Source organism: Streptomyces sp. NBC_01237 (genome assembly GCF_035917275.1).
Taxonomy (GTDB): domain Bacteria; phylum Actinomycetota; class Actinomycetes; order Streptomycetales; family Streptomycetaceae; genus Streptomyces.
In genome coordinates this window covers 1104224-1122606 of record NZ_CP108508.1, presented here as the reverse complement: position 1 = coordinate 1122606, position 18383 = coordinate 1104224, and the positions used below count along the sequence as shown (strand labels likewise).

13 protein-coding genes and 1 pseudogene are annotated in these 18383 nt (G+C 73.0%); 8 read left to right on the top strand and 6 right to left on the bottom strand.

Annotated elements, in window-relative coordinates:
* The first annotated feature begins 1 nt into the window (after position 1).
* Positions 2-646, top strand: coding sequence for a DUF1345 domain-containing protein (locus OG251_RS05020; RefSeq protein ID WP_326675950.1), 645 nt, complete (start codon positions 2-4; stop codon positions 644-646).
* Between the two features lie 68 nt (positions 647-714).
* Here OG251_RS05020 and OG251_RS05015 read toward each other — a convergent pair whose 3' ends face one another.
* Both OG251_RS05015 and OG251_RS05010 read right to left on the bottom strand, forming a co-directional pair.
* A complete protein-coding gene (locus OG251_RS05015; protein ID WP_326675949.1) occupies positions 715-1197 on the bottom strand; it encodes a GreA/GreB family elongation factor in 483 nt (160 codons plus the stop codon).
* Between the two features lie 118 nt (positions 1198-1315).
* Positions 1316-1729, bottom strand: coding sequence for a DUF6083 domain-containing protein (locus OG251_RS05010; RefSeq protein WP_326675948.1), 414 nt, complete (start codon positions 1727-1729; stop codon positions 1316-1318).
* A 318-nt stretch (positions 1730-2047) separates the two neighbouring features.
* Between OG251_RS05010 and OG251_RS05005 the strand changes: the two genes are divergently transcribed.
* The 3 genes from OG251_RS05005 to OG251_RS04995 all read left to right on the top strand — a co-directional run bounded on the left by OG251_RS05005 (position 2048) and on the right by OG251_RS04995 (position 8831).
* A complete protein-coding gene (locus OG251_RS05005; RefSeq protein ID WP_326675947.1) occupies positions 2048-3136 on the top strand; it encodes an MDR family NADP-dependent oxidoreductase in 1089 nt (362 codons plus the stop codon).
* A 71-nt stretch (positions 3137-3207) separates the two neighbouring features.
* Entirely contained in the window at positions 3208-3639 is a 432-nt protein-coding gene (locus OG251_RS05000; protein WP_326675946.1) for a helix-turn-helix domain-containing protein, read from the top strand.
* Between the two features lie 227 nt (positions 3640-3866).
* Positions 3867-8831: a HEAT repeat domain-containing protein gene (locus OG251_RS04995; protein WP_326675945.1), complete on the top strand. Its 4965-nt coding sequence runs from the start codon at positions 3867-3869 to the stop codon at positions 8829-8831.
* A 52-nt stretch (positions 8832-8883) separates the two neighbouring features.
* On the opposite strand, the gene OG251_RS04990 is transcribed toward OG251_RS04995, so the two are convergent.
* Positions 8884-9444 (bottom strand): DNA polymerase ligase N-terminal domain-containing protein, encoded by a 561-nt coding sequence (locus OG251_RS04990; protein WP_326675944.1) that lies wholly within the window; start codon positions 9442-9444, stop codon positions 8884-8886.
* Positions 9445-9733: 289 nt separating this feature from the next.
* On the opposite strand from OG251_RS04990, the gene OG251_RS04985 reads away from it, so the two are divergent.
* Positions 9734-10624, top strand: a complete 891-nt coding sequence (locus OG251_RS04985) for a glycoside hydrolase family 16 protein (RefSeq protein WP_326675943.1) — start codon at positions 9734-9736, stop codon at positions 10622-10624.
* Positions 10625-10679: 55 nt separating this feature from the next.
* Positions 10680-11672: an aldo/keto reductase gene (locus OG251_RS04980; RefSeq protein ID WP_326675942.1), complete on the top strand. Its 993-nt coding sequence runs from the start codon at positions 10680-10682 to the stop codon at positions 11670-11672.
* A 511-nt stretch (positions 11673-12183) separates the two neighbouring features.
* Here the strand turns inward: OG251_RS04980 and OG251_RS04975 are convergent.
* A pseudogene (locus OG251_RS04975) lies at positions 12184-13386 on the bottom strand (serine/threonine-protein kinase); the annotation flags it as partial.
* A 381-nt stretch (positions 13387-13767) separates the two neighbouring features.
* Positions 13768-14250, bottom strand: a complete 483-nt coding sequence (locus OG251_RS04970; protein WP_326675940.1) for an Lrp/AsnC family transcriptional regulator — start codon at positions 14248-14250, stop codon at positions 13768-13770.
* 228 nt (positions 14251-14478) lie between these two features.
* Here OG251_RS04970 and OG251_RS04965 point away from each other — a divergent pair, with 228 nt between their 5' ends.
* Both OG251_RS04965 and OG251_RS04960 read left to right on the top strand, forming a co-directional pair.
* The gene (locus tag OG251_RS04965) at positions 14479-15981 is read left to right on the top strand and encodes an FUSC family protein (protein ID WP_326681158.1); all 1503 of its coding nucleotides are present in this window, start codon (positions 14479-14481) and stop codon (positions 15979-15981) included.
* A 126-nt stretch (positions 15982-16107) separates the two neighbouring features.
* Positions 16108-17175, top strand: coding sequence for a lactonase family protein (locus OG251_RS04960; RefSeq protein ID WP_326675938.1), 1068 nt, complete (start codon positions 16108-16110; stop codon positions 17173-17175).
* Between the two features lie 211 nt (positions 17176-17386).
* Here the strand turns inward: OG251_RS04960 and OG251_RS04955 are convergent, their stop codons facing one another.
* On the bottom strand, positions 17387-18310 hold the full coding sequence (locus OG251_RS04955) for a sirohydrochlorin chelatase (RefSeq protein WP_326675936.1): 924 nt from the start codon (positions 18308-18310) through the stop codon (positions 17387-17389).
* Positions 18311-18383 lie beyond the last annotated feature (73 nt).

Here is an 18383-nt window from a genome sequence, read left to right as displayed (position 1 = left end):
CTTGAGGTCGACGAACCGTTGGCAGGCGCTCTCCGCCGTTCCCCGACTCACCGGAGCGACCGGCGTCGGGGCACTGATCGGTGTGGTCGCGGGCGTGCTCTCCAATGTGCCGCTGGGAATTCTCGCCGGTATCGCCGGGGCGCAGCTGATCTTCGTCGTGACGGGGTGGATCGTGCTGTGGCCCATGGACGCGGCCACCACGCACAGCAATGTCCGGCGCCAGGAGTTCCGGCCCGTCCTCGAAGAGCTCTTCGTCGTCGCGGCAGCCCTGTGCGGGCTGGTCGGCATCGTGGTGCTGCTCCTGGTCGGCCACTCGGACCTGAATCAGGCCGCGGCCGCGATGGCACTCTGCGGCGTGTTCCTGGCGTGGGCGTCACTCCACCTGATGTACGCCACCCGCTACGCGTACCTCTACTACCTGCCGGCCGAAGGCGGGATCGACTTCAACTCCCCCGACCGCCCGAAGTACGTCGACTTCCTCTATTTCAGTTACAACCTCGGAATGACCTATCAGGTCTCCGACACCGACGTCTCCAGTTCCATGATCCGCGCGGTCGCCCTCCGGCACTGCCTGCTGTCCTATGTGTTCGGCGCCAGCATCCTGGCCACCACCATCAACCTCGTCGCCGGAATCGTCACGGGCTGATGGGCTGACGGGCCGAACGCCCCACGGGTGCGGGCCGGGTACGCGGGTCCGTACGGCGGGGCGTTCCGCTACGACCTGCCGCGGTCGCTGTCGCCGCCGAGCGACAGCACGAGCACGGTCGTCCGTCCCTCGGGGGCGTCATAGGTGATCGAGTCGCCGGCGCGGTGTCCGAGCAGCGCGCGCCCCAGGGGGCTGTCGGCGGTGATCAGCGTGCGGTCCAGCACTGCGGCGACCTCACCGATCTGGAGCGTCATCTCCGTGGAGTCCGCGAACCGCACGGTCACGGTGCTGCCCACGCCGACGGCTTCGGTCGGGGCGGGCCCCGCGACGTCCGCCTCACGCAGGCGCGTACCGATCTCGGAGATACGGGTGTCCAGGCGGTCGAGTTCCGTGGCGCGTTGCAGCTCGTCGGCGGAATCGGCCATGTCGCTCACCTGCTCGCCGCCGCTCAAGGTGGCGGCCACCGCCGCGCGCTCGGTCCGCAGATCGGCGAGCTCTCGATCGAGCGCCTCGCGGGCGGCAGTGCTGATGGGTTCGGGTCCACCGGTCATTCCTGCTCCCGTCGTGCGGGCGGCACGGTTGAGTGTCGCAGGCTCTATACGGCATTTTTCACGGTATCAGGCTGATCGGCACACTGTGGGGGTGGGCCGATCCGGCGGCGGGCTCGCTTCAGCCCCTGCCCGGCAGGTTGAAGAGCCGCTGCGCCCTGCGCCCGTTCTCCCGGCGCAGAGCGGTTCCCCACGGCCAGAGGTCGTGCGCCGCGGACCAGGGGCAGACCGAGCGATGGGAGATCCGGCAGCGGGATCCCGGGATCGGCTCCGCGTCCCAGGTGTTCCAGGCGATGCCGTCCGGGGTGATGAGCCACCGACGGCGGGGCGGCACCATGTGGGACGCGACCGTGATGCCGGGTTCCAGTAACACCCAGGTCTGCGGGTAAAGGGTGGGGTAGCGGTCCTGCGGGAGTTCGCAGCTCGGGCAGACGGGTGGGCTCGGAGGCGGGGGAGCGGTGGCTCCTTCGCAGGCGGCCTGCAGAGCGTCGTCGGGGTGGTCCGGGGCGGGCGCGGCGTTATCGGTGTACCCCATGGTTTTCAGGGTCCGGACCCGGTGTCGGCTTCGGTAGGACGCGATCCGGCCGTGACGGATGAGACAGGTGTCAACCGGAGTGACGTCACTCGCCACATGAGGCGTGGATCGGCTCAAGCGCGGTGAGACCGCTTGGCCGGTTCCTTACTGGCGAGTGCCGGACCGGCCTGTTCGCCGGGGACGACTTCCGCGCCCGGACAGGTGGCGAGACCCGATCGGCCCGCCTCGCGCTTGCCCTTGACGCGCGGGTGAGGGTTTAGCGTCTGCGTGCCTTCCGGCCGTCCGGTCGAAGGGGACCACACCTCCGAGGAGTTCACCATGTCCGTCGCAGAGTCCGCCCCGTCCCGTGCGCTGCCCGCCCCTCGCACGTCGAGAGAAGTGCGGCTGGCCGCCTTCCCCGACGGTCTCCCGCGCCCGGAGCACTTCGAGGTCGTGGAGACGGAGATCCCACCGTTGGCCGAGGGCGAAGTGCTCGTGCGGAACCGGTACTTCCAGGTGTTCCCGGCCCTCCGCACGGTCATCGCCGGAGGTGTGGAAGGGGCGCCCTTCCCCGGCGTACGCCCCGGTGAACCGCTGTTCGGAGCGGCTGTCGGCCAGATCGTGGCCAGGGGGGATGCCGGGGCCGAGGGCCGGAGCGGTGGCGCGGTGGGGCACCGGGCCGGTGAGTGGGTGTCGCACTGGCTGGGCTGGCGGGAGTACGCGGTGATTCCGGCGGGCGGGTACACCCCGCTCGGTGATGTACTGCCCGACCCGGCGGCCCATCTCTCCCAGGGGGCGCTGGGGTACGCGGCACTCAGCCGGGTCGCCGGACTCCGTTCCGGGGAAACGGTGTTCGTGTCGGGCGGGGCCGGTGCGGTGGGCTCCATGGTGGGACAGACAGCCCGGCTCCTGGGCGCGGGCCGGGTGATCGGAACCACCGGCTCGGCGGTGAAGGCGGAGCGTATGACGGCCGACCTGGGCTACGACGCGGCCATCCTGCGGGAACCCGGAACCTCGCTCGCCGCCCGGCTGGCCGAGGCCGCACCCGACGGCATCGATGTGTTCGTCGACATGGTCGGGGGCGAGCAGCTCCGGGCCGCCATCGAGGTGGCCCGGCCCGGTGCGCGGTTCGTCCTGATCGGCGCTCTGTCGGGTCAGTTGGCGGAGCGGGGGAACGGAGCCTTGGCCCCGGTCGAGATCGACTCGTTCCAGCTCATCGTCAAGCGGATCACGATGCACGGCATCAGCGGACTCGACCACCCCGAAGCCAACGAGGAGTGGAACCGGAGGTTCGGCGAGTGGCTGCGCTCCGGGGAGATCGCCTTCCCCCATGTGCGTATCGCGGGCATGGACAACGCGGCCCGCGCGTTGTACGAGTTGATCGACGGTCAGCATCTTGGCTCGGTGATCGTCGAGGTACAGGCATAGGTACAGGCGTAGGTATCGGTGAAGGTCCACGTGCTCGTACGTGCGGCCGCAGGTGCTGTCGGGGGTGGCGGATGCGGATCGGTGACGCGGCGGCAGCGGCGGGGACCACGCCGAGGGCACTTCGGTTCTACGAGGAGCGAGGTCTGCTGCCCCCTCCGCCGCGCACCGCGACGGGCCAGCGCGAGTACGGTGTGCGCGACATCGCCCGGGTCAGGGTCATCCGCGAACTGCTGGCGGTCGGACTCACCGTCGGGGACGTACACCGGTGCGCCGACCGTCTCGACACGCTGATGGACGCCCCGCCGCAGCAGTGCCGCGGCCTCGCGGACGCGGACGGGGGCAGGGGCGGCGAGGGAGTGGCGGCACGGCGGCTCGCCGCCCTTGACGCGGAGATCGCCCGGCTCACCGCACTGCGTGAGCGGCTGGCGGCCAGAGTCGTCCCGGAAGCGATCCCGGACCGGGCGAATTCCGCTGGTGGAGCCGTGAAGGCGCTGCCTGGCTAGTGCCCCTCCCGGCAAGCTTTGCCCCGTCGCAGACATTGCCGGTCGCGGCACCAAGGGCTGTCCCGTGATCCCTGGCGGGCGCACGACGACGGCTACGGCACCTCGCGGCGTTGCCGGAACGCCCGAATACATCCCGTGTGCGGACGTCCCTCCGCCTTGCGATGCACCGCATCCGACGCCGTGCGCTGATCCACCAGGGATGACGGGGCAGCCCTTAGTATCCGGTCGTGACGACACCTGCGGACGAACAGATCCTGGACGCCCTGGACAGGGCCGACGCCGGATGGCTCGCCCGGCACCTCGACGCGCGGGTCTGTCCGCCGGCCGTCCTCGGACGCCTCGTCCGGCACGAGGATTCACGGGTGCGGTATCTGGGGCTCACCCTCCTCGCCGAGCGGGTGGGATCCCCGTACGGCACGGCGGGAGAGGCCGGACCCGCCGGGCCGGCCGGAGGAGGCGATCCGGCCGGACTGGGGGAGCCGGCAGCGCTGTTGCCCCGCCTTCCGGCCGGTTCGCCGGAGGAATCGCTCGTCCTCGCCGGACTCCATGAACGTTTCGGGCCGCGGCTGCCGCGCGGGAGCAGGCCGGACTGGCGGGCCGCCCGGCTGCCGGTACGGGTACAGGTCGCCTGGCTGCGCGCGGAGGTTCTCACCGATCCCGCCGCCATCCGCGACGAGACGCCCGGGGAGCTTCTGTACCAGGCCGTGCGCGGCAGCGACATCATGAACGCGCACCGGCCCGCGCACCTTGTGTCCGAACTCGTGGACACCCGGAACCCGGTGCTCCAGGCAGAGGCCCTGCGGCTGGCCCGGCAGGGGCTGCACGCCGGACTGCTCTCCCCGGCGACGGTGCGCGCCCGGCTGATCCCCCTGCTCGGGGCGGCCGACGCCGATGTCGCGGCCGGCGCACTGGGCGAACTCGCCGCACCGTGGGCCGCGGTGAGGCCGCTGGATCCGGCGCTCCTGGCCCCCGGCCTCACCGCGGAGTCCGCGACCGGGAGGCCGGCGGTCGCGGCGGCCGCGCTCATCACCGCGGCCCGCCACGGGCACGCCCGGCTCCTTCGGCGGACGGCGGAGGACCAGGACCTTCCGCCCGCCCTTCGCCGCAACGCGCTGGAACTCCTCGGTGATCTCGCGGAACGCGACGACATCAGTGGGCTCCTGGCCGTCGCCGCGCGCGATCCGCTGCTGTTCGGCGGGCCGGCGCTGACCTGTCTGCGCGGACTGCACCGGCGCGGGCACTTCCCGGTATCCCCGGACGTACGGACCGTCGTCGGGCTGGCGCTGGCCGACCATTCGGTCCCGTCGCGCGATGTCGCCACCGTGCTCTACACCTGCCGCCGGGAGATGCTCGACGCCCTGACCGACGCGCCGGCCGATGACCCGAGCTGGCCACGCCGGCTCGACCTGCTCGTCGCGCTGGGCGCTCAGGGCACGGGCGAACTGCCGATCGGCGCGGCCGTCACCGCTCTGCTCCGGGCCGCTCCCACGCCGGGGCCGTTTCTCGCCGCCCTTCGTACGCTGCGTCACGCGGACGCCGAGGAGGCGGTGATCGGTCTGCTTCCCCACGCCCCCGTGTCGGCCCTGACCACCCTGGAGGCCATCGGAGGCCGCCGGACGGCCGAGGTGCTGGCCGAAGGGCTCGGCCTCGACACGGACGAAGGTCCGGGCGCGGGCGAGGACACGGAGGCGGGCCCGAGCGCGGACACGGGCGCGTACCCCCGCACGGCCACGGGCACGATCGCGCCGCCGTTCCGCGGCGTCCGGGACCGGGCCTTGGAGCTCCTGTGGCATCTGAGCCACGATCCGGAATCACGGCATCGCCTTCTCGTCCGTCTCGACCCCACGGACCTGCCCGCCCGCATAGCCGCCGACCTCGGGGGCCCCGACGAGGCCGAACTGGCGCTCCTGAGCGCGCGTCCGGACCCCGACGACCCGGTGGCGGCGCTGTGCCGGCTCGCGGATCACGGGGGCGCCGGAACACTGCCCGTCATCGCCGATCTGCTTCTGCGCATCGTGCGCGACCTCGCCCTGCCCCGGGACGCGAACCCCGCCGCGGTCCGCCCCCGCGCGGCCGGGCCCACGGACGAAGCCCGCCCGGACACGGCCGGGCCCACCGGCGAACCCGAGGTACCGCAGGAGGTCGTGGACGCCGTGCACGCTCTGGGGTGCCGACTCCACCGGCGGCGGCGGATCCGGCCGGTCTGCCTGCTCGACGCGGCGGACGCGCAGGAGGCGGGCCACGCCCTCGTCGCCACGACGGCACTGGACCTGCTGGACCGCCCCGCGTTGTCCGGCGGTGAGCAGGCGGTGCTGCTGAGGCTGCTGCTCCAGGTGCCGGCCGCGGTCCGCCTGCGGCCGCGTGTGCACTCCTTGCTGCGCAGCCGCGACCCGCAGGTGCGCAAGCATGTGATCGCCCTGCTGGCGCGGGATGCCGAGGGCGACGACGCCCAGGCGCTGTCGGCGACCTTGACCGTGCTGACCCGGTCCGATGACATCAGGACCGTACGGCAGGCGCTGCTGGCACTCGGGCACGCGCGTGCCCGCTGGGCGTCCGCGTCGGTCGCGGCCTGCCTCGACCACCCGAACATGAACATCAAGAAGACCGCCGCGTCGGTCCTCGTCCGCGCCGGCGCACCGGCGGCGGTGCCGCGGCTGCTCCACTGGCTGGGCCGGCACGACAACCCCGGGCTGCGTACCGCGCTCGTCGAGGCGTTGCGCGCGATCCTCGGTGACGCCTGCACGGCGACCGTTCTCGCCGCCGCCGAACAGAGCGAGGACGGACGCGTCCGCGAACTGCTGCTGGCAGGTCTCGACAACGTCCTGACCCCACGTGCGGTTCTGGCCCTCGACGCCCAGGCGTCGCCGGCCGTTGCGGCGTTGCTCGGCCTGCTGTCGTCGGGCGGCGTCCGTCTTGCCTCGGGGTCCGTCGCGGAACTGGCGGAGCCCCTGTCCAGGCACGGCATCACGACGCACCTCTCGCGCGCTGCCCAACCGCCCGACGCGGCGGCCCCCGCCATCGACTCCCTGCTGACCGGGGGATGGAACTCCTCGGTCGCCCTGCGCATCGCCGGGCACTCCGCGGCGCCGGACGCGGACCGGCTGCGGGAGCTGCGGAGGCTGCGGCCCTTGCTGGAGGACTGGCTCAGGCTGGCGGAGAGCGCCCCCTCGGCCGATGTACGGCGCCGGGTCCTGCGCTGCACGCTCCGGCTGTGCCCGGCCCCGTGGACGCCCGGTGAGGTGGCGGCGTTCGCCCGGTTCGGCGGGACGGTGACCGACGCGTACGACGAGGTCGCGCACGGACAGCGGGATACGGCGGTGGCGGGGGAGTACGCCGCGGGACTCATGGCCGTCCTGATTGCCGTGGCGCCCCGGCTGTCCGCCGTCGAGCGGTTCACGGTCGCCGGGGCGGTACGCGCGTCCGCGGCCGGGACGGCAGGCAGCACGTCCGCACTGACCCTGCTGCGCGGATGCGGTGCCGTGCTGGTGCGCGCCGATCTGGACCGGGCTCTCGCCGGCGCCCGCCTCGGAGCCGATCCCTGGCTGACCGGTCCCGCTCTGCTGCGCGAGACCTTCGGAGTGCCGGTGCGGGCGTCCGCCTCCACCGCGTCGACGGCGTGGCGGGCCGCGCTGGACGCCGCCGTACGCACGCCCTGGGCCCTGGAGGAGTTCCGCCGCCGCGATCATGACCCGGCTCCGGGTTCGCGGGACCGTCTCGACGCACTGATCGACGCCTACCCGGGCGCCGGTCCCGGGGTGCGCGAGCGGCTGGTCGACTGGATGACGCGGCTCCAGCCACTCGACGCACCGGCCTGGACGATCTCCGAGACGGCCGTGCCGACGCGGGAAGCGGCGGAATCACGGACCAGTACGCCGGCTTCGGCCGTCAGGTCCGTACACCTCGACGATCTCGACCAGCCGCGTTCCGCCGCCCTGCGTGCCCGGTTGCTGACCCTGCTGGAAGCCCCCGGAGCGGACCGGCGGAACGCCGCCGCCCAGGCCCTGCGGGCGTGGCCCGAACCCGACATCTCCCTGGCCGTGCTCCGCGCCTTCCTGCGCGGCCGGGTGGACGACCCGGCCACCGGAACCGGCCTCGGCGATGGCACCGGCACTGCGTACGGCCCCGGCACCAGGATCGATCTTGCCCGTGCGCTCGTCGCCGTCGACGGGGCGGAGCTGCGCGGCGACGGGGTCCGGCCGGAACGCGTGCTCCGCCTGGCGGCCCGGCTGGACCCCTGGGACCTGCCGCCGCTCGTCCCGCTGCTCCTGGGGTGGTGGGAGAGCGGGCCGCCCGACCTCCGTACGGAAGCCCTGCGGGTACTGCGCGAGGTCCCCGCCGACGTACTGGCACAGCTGCTGGGCGAGCGCATCGACACGGGCGCCACGGGGCTCCTGGAATTGCTGTCGGGGCGGCCACTGCTGCGCACTCCCGCCCTGACCCGGGCCCGGCGACGGCTGCGCGCCGAAGGGCGCGACGCCCTGGCCGACGCGCTCCTCCTGGTCGAGGGGCCGTTGCGCGGACCCGGCGCCGCACGGGCGGACGCCGCCGCGCTCGAAGCCCTGCGCAGTCCGGCACCGGTCGTGGCGGTGGCGCCGGGGGCCCGGCCGAGCCCCACACCGCCGGAGCTGCTGACCCTGGCCCGTACCGGCACCCCCGAGGAGATACGCCGTGGCCTCACGCTCCTCACCGAGGAGCACGGCGACCGGGCAGCGGGGAGCAGTCGCAACGCCCCGTCGCGGGCCGGCCGGAAGCCGGGGCCGGGGTTGCGGGACGGCGGGCACCCGACGCCGGGCGACACCGGCGACCAGGTGGTGCGCGAACTGATCGACGTCTTGCTGCGCCACCCGAGGACCGGTGTACGGCTGCACGCTCATCGGACCTCGCGCGCGCTGCTGGACCGCTCGACGTATGCGCGGCAGACGATGATCCTGCTGGACGACCCGCAGCCGGATGTGGTGCGCATGGCGATCCGGACGCTCGCCCACGCGTCCTGGGAACCGGCGATCCCCGTTCTGGTCGGTCTCCTCGGCCATCCACAGCCCGCGGTCCGCAGCGCGGCCCACGAGGCCGTCGGCCGCTTCGGGGCCGCTGCCGTCCCGGCGCTCCGGCACGCCGCCTCCCACGCACGCCCCGACAAACGCTCCCGGTACACGGATGTCCTGGACCGGCTCACGGGCGCCGACGGCACGTAGCCGCTCCGCGTCCGGCGCGGAGACACGGACGCCGACGTCCACCGCCGGCCCGTCAGCCGTCAACTCCCCGCGCCGCGGCCGCGACCTGGTGCAGCGTGCGTCCGGTGCGCGCCGAACGGGCGTGGTACGGGTCGGGCGATCCGGGTCCGTCGCGTACGGCCAGCCGGTCGTTGGCCTTGATCAGCAGCCATGCCTCCTGGCCGACGCCGTCCTCCTCGTCGCCCACCCGGAACCGGGTGAGGGCGAACTCGCCGTGCAGTTTGGCCCCGTACAGCCAGAACGTGGCATGACCGAGGGCCAAGGACTCGTCGAAGGGCACGGCGGCGCCCTGCCGGTCGTGGCTGAGCGGACGGTACGTGCCCTGGTCCCAGACGATCACGGTGCCACTGCCGGACTCGCCCTGCGGAATGACCCCCTCGAACTCCCGGTACTCCAGCGGGTGGTCCTCGGTCGGAACGGCCAGCCGCCGGTCGCTCGGGTTCCCGGAAGGGCCTCGGGGCACCGCCCATGACTTCAGTACGCCGTCGACCTCCAGCCGGAAGTCGAAGTGCATGCGCCGTGCGTCGTGGATCTGCACCACGAAGCGGGGTCGAAGTGTGTCGTCAGCGTCCACGCCCGCGCTCCCTCCGCCCGCCCCGTACTTCCACTGTGACGCCGTCGGCCGTGGACCGCACGACGGGCGGGGGACCGGGCGTGCGCCCGCGTGTCCGACGATGCTCCGGGTTCAGTCGCACATGCCGGAGGCACGGTCCGTTCCCTCTCCGGTCTGGACCAGGCCATTGACGCCGCTTCGAGCACTCCCTTAGAACAAGTAGTGAAAAGTTCGCCCGAGGTGATCATGCTGTTCGTTCACCTCTCGGTGTGAATCTGTCATGTGCATGCCCCCCACGCGAAGTGATGTGATGACTGTGCACCTCTCGCGACACACTGTGCGGCACGCCTCCAAGCGCCGCCGCGCCACCCTGCTCGCACTCTCCCTGCTCTGCTGCTCCGCGGTCGTGACCGCGCTGCCCGCCGGAGCCTCGGCCGCCCCCCACTCGGCCGCGGCTCCTTCGGCGGTCGCCTTCTCCGACGAATTCGACGGCCCGGCCGGGTCCGCGGTGAACGGCGGCAAGTGGCAGATCGAGACCGGCGACAACGTCAACAACCATGAGCGGCAGTTCTACACCGCGGGCAACAACAACGCGGCACTCGACGGCCAGGGCAACCTCGTCATCACCGCCCGCAAGGAGAATCCCGCCAACTACCAGTGCTGGTACGGCTCCTGCCAGTACACCTCGGCCCGGCTCAACACCTCCGGCAGGTTCACGACGGCGTACGGGCATGTCGAGGCCCGGATGAAGGTGCCGCGCGGACAGGGCATGTGGCCCGCGTTCTGGATGCTCGGTGACGACATCGGCAACGTCGGCTGGCCCAACAGCGGTGAGATCGACGTCATGGAGAACGTCGGCTTCGAACCCGGCACGGTCCACGGAACCCTGCACGGCCCCGGCTACTCCGGCTCGGGCGGCATCGGCGCCGGCTACACGCTCCCGGGCGGGGCCGCCTTCGCCGACGCCTTCCACACCTTCGCCGTCGACTGGTCCCCCGACTCCATCACCTGGTCCGTCGACGGCACCGTGTACCAGCGGCGCACCCCGGCCGACCTCGCCGGGAAGCAATGGGTGTTCAACAAGCCGTTCTTCCTCATCCTCAACCTCGCGGTCGGCGGCTACTGGCCCGGCGACCCCGACGGGAACACCACGTTCCCGCAGCAGCTCGTCGTCGACTACGTGCGCGTCACCACCGGCTGACGTACCTCCGGGCGGGCACCCGCCGGAACCGCCGCCCCTGGCGCACCCGCTTAGCATGAGCCCCATGGAACAGCGCACACTCGGCCGGACCGGCCGTGACGTATCGGTCGTCGGACAGGGCACCTGGCAGCTCGGCGGCGACTGGGGAGAGGTGGCGGAGCCCGACGCATTCGGCGTGCTGGACGCGGCCGTCGAGTCGGGCGTCACCTTCTTCGACACCGCGGACGTGTACGGGGACGGCCGCAGCGAACAGCTCATCGGCCGGTACCTCAAGGACCGCCCGGACGCGGGCATCCTCGTCGCCACCAAGATGGGCCGCCGCGCCGACCAGGTGCCGGAGAACTACGTCCTCGACAACTTCCGCACCTGGAACGACCGCTCCCGCGCCAACCTGGGCGTCGACACGCTCGATCTCGTCCAGCTGCACTGTCCGCCGAGCAGCGTCTACTCCTCGGACGCGGTCTACGACGCCCTTGACACTCTGGTCGCCGAGGAGCGGATCGCCGCCTACGCGGTGAGCGTCGAGACCTGCGCCGAGGCGCTCGCCGCCCTCGCCCGCCCGGGGGTGGCGAGCGTCCAGATCATCCTGAACCCGTTCCGCCCGAAGCCACTGGATCAGGTCCTCCCGGCCGCCGTGGCCGCCGGGGTCGGCATCATCGCCCGCGTCCCGCTCGCCTCCGGACTCCTCTCGGGGAAGTACACCGAGGACACGGTCTTCGCCCCCGGCGACCACCGCACCTACAACCGTCACGGAGAGGCGTTCGACCAGGGCGAGACGTTCTCCGGCATCGACTTCGCCACCGGGGTCGCCGCGGCCGCCGAATTCGCCGAGCTGGCTCCCGAGGGCGTCACCCCCGCACAGACCGCGCTGCGCTGGATCATCCAGCAGCCCGGTGTCACCAGCGTGATCCCCGGGGCGCGCTCGGTGGATCAGGCCCGTGCCAACGCGGCGGCCGCGGCCCTCCCGCCGCTCCCGCAGAGCACGTTGGACGCCGTGCGGGAGCTGTACGACCGGCGCATCCGCGCCGCGATCCACGATCGCTGGTGACGAACGGCCGGGGGCACGGGGCGGCTGACCCCGGTCCCCGCGCCGTGCGGGCGGCCGTCCGCGCCGATGCCGCAGGCCGGACTGTGGAATCCGGGAGCCCGGCGGAGGGCGGCCCAGGACTCCGGGCGATGCGGAACGGAGCCGCTGAGGGCTGTCCCGTCATCCCTGGCGGGCGCACGACGACAGCTACGGCACCTCGCGGCGTTGTCGGAACGCCCGAATACATCCCGTATGCGGACGTCCCTCCGCCGTGCGACGCACCGCATCCGACGCCGTGCGCTGATCCACCAGGGATGACGGGACAGCCTCAGTCCTCCCCGTCCTCCTCGTCCCCTCCATGCTTCTTGTCCCGCTCGCCCTGCTGCCGGCCGTGGTCCTGGTCCTGTTGCCCGGTGCCCGGCTGCTGCCCGGCGTCCTGCTGCCCGGCGCCTTCCTGCCCGCTGCCTTGCTGCTGCCCGGTGCCCGGCTGCTGCCCGGGGTCCTGTTGTTGTCCGGCGTTCCCGGCCGAGGCGTCCTGCGGGGCCCGGTCCTGTGACTGTTCGTTCGGGGCCGGGGCGTTCCCGGTGGAACCGCCGTCCGTCGAACCGCCCTGCCCCGGCGCGTCGGCACCGGCCGAGGGGGTGGGGCCCGACGGGCCGGATTCCGGTGTCCCGGCCGAACTGGAGTCCGGCGAGAACAGGATCATCCCCAGATACACCGCGGCCAGGAAGGTCGCCGTCCCCGCGATCGCGCTCGCCACCCGCGGGCGCCGTCTGATCGCCTCACGTGCGCCGCGCCGACGTGCGGGAGCGGCCCTGCTGCCCGAGGTGTTCCGCCGTCGGCCCGTGGGCTGCGGGAGCCTGTACGTCGTGGGGCCGACCGGCGCGGCCGGAGTGGCCGGCGGCGGCGTGGCGACCGGCGCGATGCGGGGAGTGCGTGCGGCGGCGGGCGTCGGCATCGGCAGCGGCTCCGGACGGCCGCGCCAGGCATCGGTACGGAACCAGTCGGAGACCTGCTGGGCGCTCGGCCGGTCCTCGGGCTGCTTCGCGAGCAGCCCCAGCAGATACGAGTCGAACGCGGCGGAGATGTCCACGCCCCGCTGTCTGAGGGGTACCGGTGCCGTGTCGACATGCTGATAGAGCGTCGCGGTCGCGGTGTCGGAGCGGAACGGCGGCTGTCCGAGCAGAAGTTGGTAGATGACGCAGCCGAGTGAGTACATGTCGGATGCGGAGTCGGCCGTGCGGCCGAGGGCGCGCTCCGGTGCCAAGTAGAGGCTGGTGCCCACGATGTGACCGGCCGTCGTCAGCGCCGTCGAGGGATCGTCGACGAACTGGGCGATCCCGAAGTCGCCGATCTTCACCGACCCTTCGGCGTCCAGCATCAGGTTGCCGGGCTTGATGTCCCGGTGGACGATGCCCTGACGGTGCGCGGCGGCCAGACCGGCCGCCGCCTGGCCCGCGATCAGGGCCACCTGCTCGGGGTGGACGGTCTCCTGCGTGGCCAGCACATCGCTCAGACTCCGGCCCTCGACCAGTTCCATCACCAGATAGAAGCGGTCCTCCCAGGCCCCGAAGTCGAACACGGCCACCAGATGAGGGTGGCTCAGCCGGGCGGCGGTCTGCGCCTCCATGCGGAACCGGGCGGTCGACGAGGCGTCGGCATGGTCTCCCAGCAGCAGCTTCACGGCCACGGCCCGGCCCAGCACCTCGTCCGTGGCACGCCACACCTCGCCCATGCCGCCACGACCGATGGGGGATACCAACCGGTACCGACCAGCTACCAGCACCTGTGCACCAATCTCGAATTGTGGGCCCGCTCCGACTGCCGTGGCACCTGCCCCCGTCGGGCTCTTCCGGAGCGGGGACGGGGCGGGGCGCACGACCCGGTCAGGATATCGGTCTGTAGGACCGCGAATGCCCCGTCGGTCACCCCGGACGCCGGGGAAGCGGTGCAGGAAGCTGACGGACCGGCGGATACGGACCCGGCAGGCCGGGCGCGGCCCGGTCCACCGGGCGCTCGTACCCGGCCCACGGCGTGAACTCGGCCTGCTCCGCCGAGAGATACGGCCCGCTGCCCGGGGCCGTGGAAACCGGTGCCGTTCCCACGGCGGCTCGGGTCAGTCGGGGGCTCCCGCTGCCCGTCCCACGGCTTCCACCAGAGGCAGCACCCGGTGCGCCACCCGCTCGCGCAGCGCCACCTCGGTGCGTGTTCTGACCACCCCGGGGAGCTGGATCAACTGCTGGATCACATCCTCCAGATGCCCGTTGTCCCGGGCCACGACCCGGGTCAGCAGATCCCCGCCCCCCGTCGTGGAGAACGCTTCGATGATCTCGGGGACGGCCGAGAGCGCGTCACCCACCTCGTCCAGATGCCCCTGGGTGACCTCCAGGTGGACAAAGGCCAGGACCGGGTGGCCGAGCGCCGCCGGCGAGAGGGCAGGTCCGGTCCCGGTGATCACGCCGTCCCGCTCCAGCCGCTCCAGCCGGGCCTGCAGCGTGCCCCGGGCCACTTTGAGGAGGCGCGCGTACTCGCGCACGCTGGTACGCGGCTGCTCGATGAGCAGCCGCAGGATGCGGGTGTCGAGGGCGTCCACCGCCATGGTCCGTTGGTCTCCTTCTGGCGCGCCGAATCCGGCTTTGACTGTGCCAATGGCACAGTACTCCCTCATCGATTTGAGCCACTGTCCCGCAGGATGCTTTCCTTTGGTCATCGATGGCGCCGCGCAGCGCCGGACGGCGACGAAGCCGCATCCGGTTCCGCGGCGCCTTTGCCATGCAGAAGAGGGTGTTCTCCAGCCGAAGGGGGCGGTCCGACCGTCGTGAAGAGGATGTTCGTGGCCCCGGATCCGGGGCTTGTACGACTGCGGGTCTCCCTGCGTGCCGTGCTCGGTATCGGCCTGGCCGTGGCCGCGGCCGAACTGGCCGGCCTTTCCCTGACCGCCTCCATCACCGGAGGACTCGCCGCGCTCCTCGCGCTGTTCACGGTCGGCGACCCGACCGTCCGCAGGCAGGCGGTGACCACCCTGCTGCTGCCCGCCGTCGGCTTCCCGGTGCTCGCCCTGGCGAGCACCCTGCACGGACTGCCCCTGCTGCGGGCCGTCTGCTGGCTGGCCGTCGTCTTCGCCGGCGTGTACGCCCGGCGCTGGGGGCCGCGCGGCCACGCGCTGGGGATCTTCGGCTTCATGATGTTCTTCAGCACCCAGTTCCTGCACGCCGTTCCGGCCCAGCTGCCGGAGCTGTACGGCGCGATGGCGCTGGCCGTCGCGGCGTCCTGCGCGGTCCGCTTCGGCGCCTGGTGCATCGAGCGCCGCACCCCGTTGCCCGCCCAGCCCGCGCCCCTCACCGGATACGGATTCGACAGGCCCACCACCCGTCAGGCGCTCCAGGCCACCGCGGCCTGCGCGATCGCGCTCGCGGTGGGGATGCTGCTGTCCCCGGACCGCTGGTACTGGGCGGTCGGCACCGCCTGGTGGATCTTCGTCAACACGGCCTCGCGCGGGGAGACGCTCGTCCGCGGCTTCCGCCGCGTCGTCGGGACCGTCGCCGGGATCGGCGTCGGACTGCTGGTCGCGGTACCGCTCCACGGGGCACCCGCGCCCACCGCCGCGCTGGTCGCCGTCTGCGTCTTCGGGATCTTCTACACGGCAGCGCCCTCGTACAGCTGGATGACCTTCTTCGTCACCGTCATGGCCGGACTGCTCTACGGGCTCCTCGGCGTCCTGCACCCCGGGCTGCTGTGGCTCCGCTTCGAGGAGACCGCGGCCGGGGCCCTCGGTGCGGTCCTCGGGGTCGCCCTGATCCTGCCCGTCACCACGCACGCCACCACCGAGGCGTGGATCCAGCGCGCCCTGCACTGCGTGCACCGCTGCACCGGCGCCGCGGCGCTGCGGCTGGCCGGTGACCAGCACGCCGACCCGGCGCCCCTCGCCGCCGAGCTGGAACTGCTGCTGGGCCGGGCCAGGCTGTCGCTCGCCCCGCTCGTCCACCCCGTCAGCCCGCTGCGCGCCCGCAAGGCCCGCGCCCGCCAGGTACTGGACCTGCTCGACGCCTGCGCCCGCGAGGTGCGCGGTCTCGCCACCGTGGCGGCCGACCCGGACGCCTCCCACGACGCACGCCTCACCGCCGCCTGCCACCGCGTGGAGGCCGCCGTGCTGGCACTGGTGCCTCCGGGGCAGCCCCGTGCGGACCGGCCGGACGTACCGGTTCACGCCCCGCACCACCACCCCGGGGCCGAGGCCGCACTCGCGCATCTGCACGCGCTGGAGGGAGCGCTGGTGGACCTCGCCGCGCCCCTGCGCAGTTCCACGCGGGCACCGCTCGTCTCCGCCTGACCCCGGCACGACGGAGCCCGGCGAGCACCGCCGCCCGACCGGAGCGGATTGGTCCGGACCGCGTCGGGGGCTGCCTGCTACCGTCGGCCGTGAAGATCGCGGCGGACAGCGAAGAGGGGTAGCGCGATGGGCGGCAACAGCGCCGTGCGGGCATTCATAGGATCGTTCACCTCGTCGGGCGGGCCGGGCATCACCGCCGCCGCCGTGGACCGGGACACCGGCGCACTGACCGTGCTCGGGTCCACGGACGTCCTGGCCGATCCCTCGTTCCTCGCCGTCGGGCTGGGGCCGGGGCCGGGCGGAACGGCCCTGTACGCCGTCGGTGAGACCCCCAGCGGCGCGGCTGCCGCCCTCGACATCAGCGGCGACGTACCCCGGCTCATCGGTGGCGTCCAGGCCGTGGACGGCGGCTCGCCCACCCATCTCGCGCTCGCGGCGGGTCACCTGGTCACCGCCAACTACGGCTCGGGCAGTGTCACCGCGCTGCCGGTGCTGGCCGACGGTTCGCTCGGCGCGGCGGTCTCCGTGCTCCAGCACGAGGGCAGCGGTCCGGACGCCCGCCGGCAGGAGGGCCCGCACGCCCACCAGGTGCTGGGTGACCCCTCGGGCGCCTGGGTGTTGAGTGTGGACCTCGGCACCGACTCCGTACGCGTCTGCGCCCTGGACGCCGGTACGGGAGCCCTGCGGCTGCACGGCGAGACGGCACTGCGGCCGGGTGCGGGTCCACGTCATCTGGCCTTCCACCCCGGGGGCGCACTCGCCTACGTCCTCAACGAACTGGAACCGACGGTCACCGTGTGCCGCTGGGACGCGGCCGCCGGACGGCTCGAACCGGTCGGCGAGACCCCCGTGCTGCCCGAGTCCCCGTCCTCGGACGGCGCGGTGCGTACGTACCCCTCCGAGGTGGTCGTCTCGCACGACGGACGCTTCCTGTGGACCGCCAACCGCGGGCACGACACCATCTCGGTGCTGACCCTCGACGAGACCGGTGAGAAGCCGGTCCTGGTCGCGACCGTGGGCTGCGGCGGCCGCTGGCCGCGCGACCTCACCCTCGACCCCACCGGCCAGTGGCTGTACGCGGCCAATGAGCACTCGGGGAACGTGAGCTGGTTCGCCGTGGAGGCGGAGACCGGAGTGCCGCAGTACGCGGGCTCCATCGAGGCCCCTGCGGCCTCCTGCGTCGTCTTCGCCTGAGACTGCGCGCGGCCCCACCGAGGGCCCCCGGGCCCGCGGGGACCGGCCCAGAAGCCGCCACGGGCGTCCTGGGGCCGGCCCGGGGCGCCCGTACGTCACGGCGATGCGGCTCGGCGCCGGGATACGGCAGTGGGGCGCGGACCGGGTCCCGGTCCGCGCCCCACCGCTCGTTACGTCATTACGTCGCTACGCCGGGGCGTGCGGACGCTGATCAGTGCGCCTGCGCGCCCTGGGGCGTCGCCGGAGTGATGCCCAGTGCCGTGGCGTACATCGACAGCACCAGCTTGCCGATCGCCGGGTACGCGCCCAGCGGCTCGGCCGTCGCGCAGCCGGCCTCCTTCGCCGCCGCGTCCAGCAGACCCGGGTCGATCTCGGGGCCCACCAGGTACGGTGCCAGCGCGAGCTGCGCGGAACCGGAGCTCAGCAGCTGCTCCGCGACCGCCGCGACCGAACCCTCCACGTCGAGCGCGGCGGCCATCACCGGCACCGCGAGGCGGGCGGCGAGCAGCATGCCGGTGATCCCGGCCGCCCGCACTGCCTCGTCGCCGCCCACCGTGGCCAGCACGATGCCGTCGGCGGCGGTCGCCACGGTGAACAGCCTCGCGCGGTCGGCGCGCGCCAGGCCGGCCTCCGACAGCCGCACGTGCAGCGCTTCGGCGAGCAGCGGGTGCGGACCGAGCACATCGGTCAGCTCGACCTGGGTACCGCTGTCCATCACTGCCTGCCGTATCCGCCGGATCAGGGCGCTGTCCGGCCCCGCGAGCAGCGGTACCACGACGGCGGGCGGGCCGACGGGTTCGGCGACCTCGCGGCCCACGGCCCTGGCCTGCTCGTAGCGCGCGACGCGCTCGGCGGCGGAGTGTGTGAGAACGGTGGTCAGCGTGGGGTACTCGGCGTCGTCACCGTCGAGGTAGCCGATCCGCGCGTTGAGGCCGGGCAGCTCGGAACGGGCGATGCTGATCACCTCTTCGGCCAGGCTGCGCGTGGCCGAGGAGGGGGTACCGGGAACGACGAGAACGAGCGCGGCAGCGCCCTCAGGCGCGACCACGGGCTCCGGGCGGCGGTGCCGTCCGGACTGGCGAGGTCGCGGCATTCGTACAGGCAGGCCGGAAGCGGGCCCAGTGGGGGTGCTCATGGCGCCGCATGCTACTGGTTTTGCATGCTCCTCTGTTCGGGGAGGGCCCAGTCAGGCGTTATCTGTCCGCTTA

Bases quoted from the DNA above. Each gene is read 5' to 3' on its own strand.
- OG251_RS05015 (WP_326675949.1), bottom strand. From the start codon at position 1,197: ATGACCGGTGGACCCGAACCCATCAGCACTGCCGCCCGCGAGGCGCTC.
- OG251_RS05010 (WP_326675948.1), bottom strand. From the start codon at position 1,729: ATGGGGTACACCGATAACGCCGCGCCCGCCCCGGACCACCCCGACGAC.
- OG251_RS05005 (WP_326675947.1), top strand. From the start codon at position 2,048: ATGTCCGTCGCAGAGTCCGCCCCGTCCCGTGCGCTGCCCGCCCCTCGC.
- OG251_RS05000 (WP_326675946.1), top strand. From the start codon at position 3,208: ATGCGGATCGGTGACGCGGCGGCAGCGGCGGGGACCACGCCGAGGGCA.
- OG251_RS04985 (WP_326675943.1), top strand. From the start codon at position 9,734: ATGACTGTGCACCTCTCGCGACACACTGTGCGGCACGCCTCCAAGCGC.
- OG251_RS04980 (WP_326675942.1), top strand. From the start codon at position 10,680: ATGAGCCCCATGGAACAGCGCACACTCGGCCGGACCGGCCGTGACGTA.
- OG251_RS04970 (WP_326675940.1), bottom strand. From the start codon at position 14,250: ATGGCGGTGGACGCCCTCGACACCCGCATCCTGCGGCTGCTCATCGAG.
- OG251_RS04965 (WP_326681158.1), top strand. From the start codon at position 14,479: ATGTTCGTGGCCCCGGATCCGGGGCTTGTACGACTGCGGGTCTCCCTG.
- OG251_RS04960 (WP_326675938.1), top strand. From the start codon at position 16,108: ATGGGCGGCAACAGCGCCGTGCGGGCATTCATAGGATCGTTCACCTCG.
- OG251_RS04955 (WP_326675936.1), bottom strand. From the start codon at position 18,310: ATGAGCACCCCCACTGGGCCCGCTTCCGGCCTGCCTGTACGAATGCCG.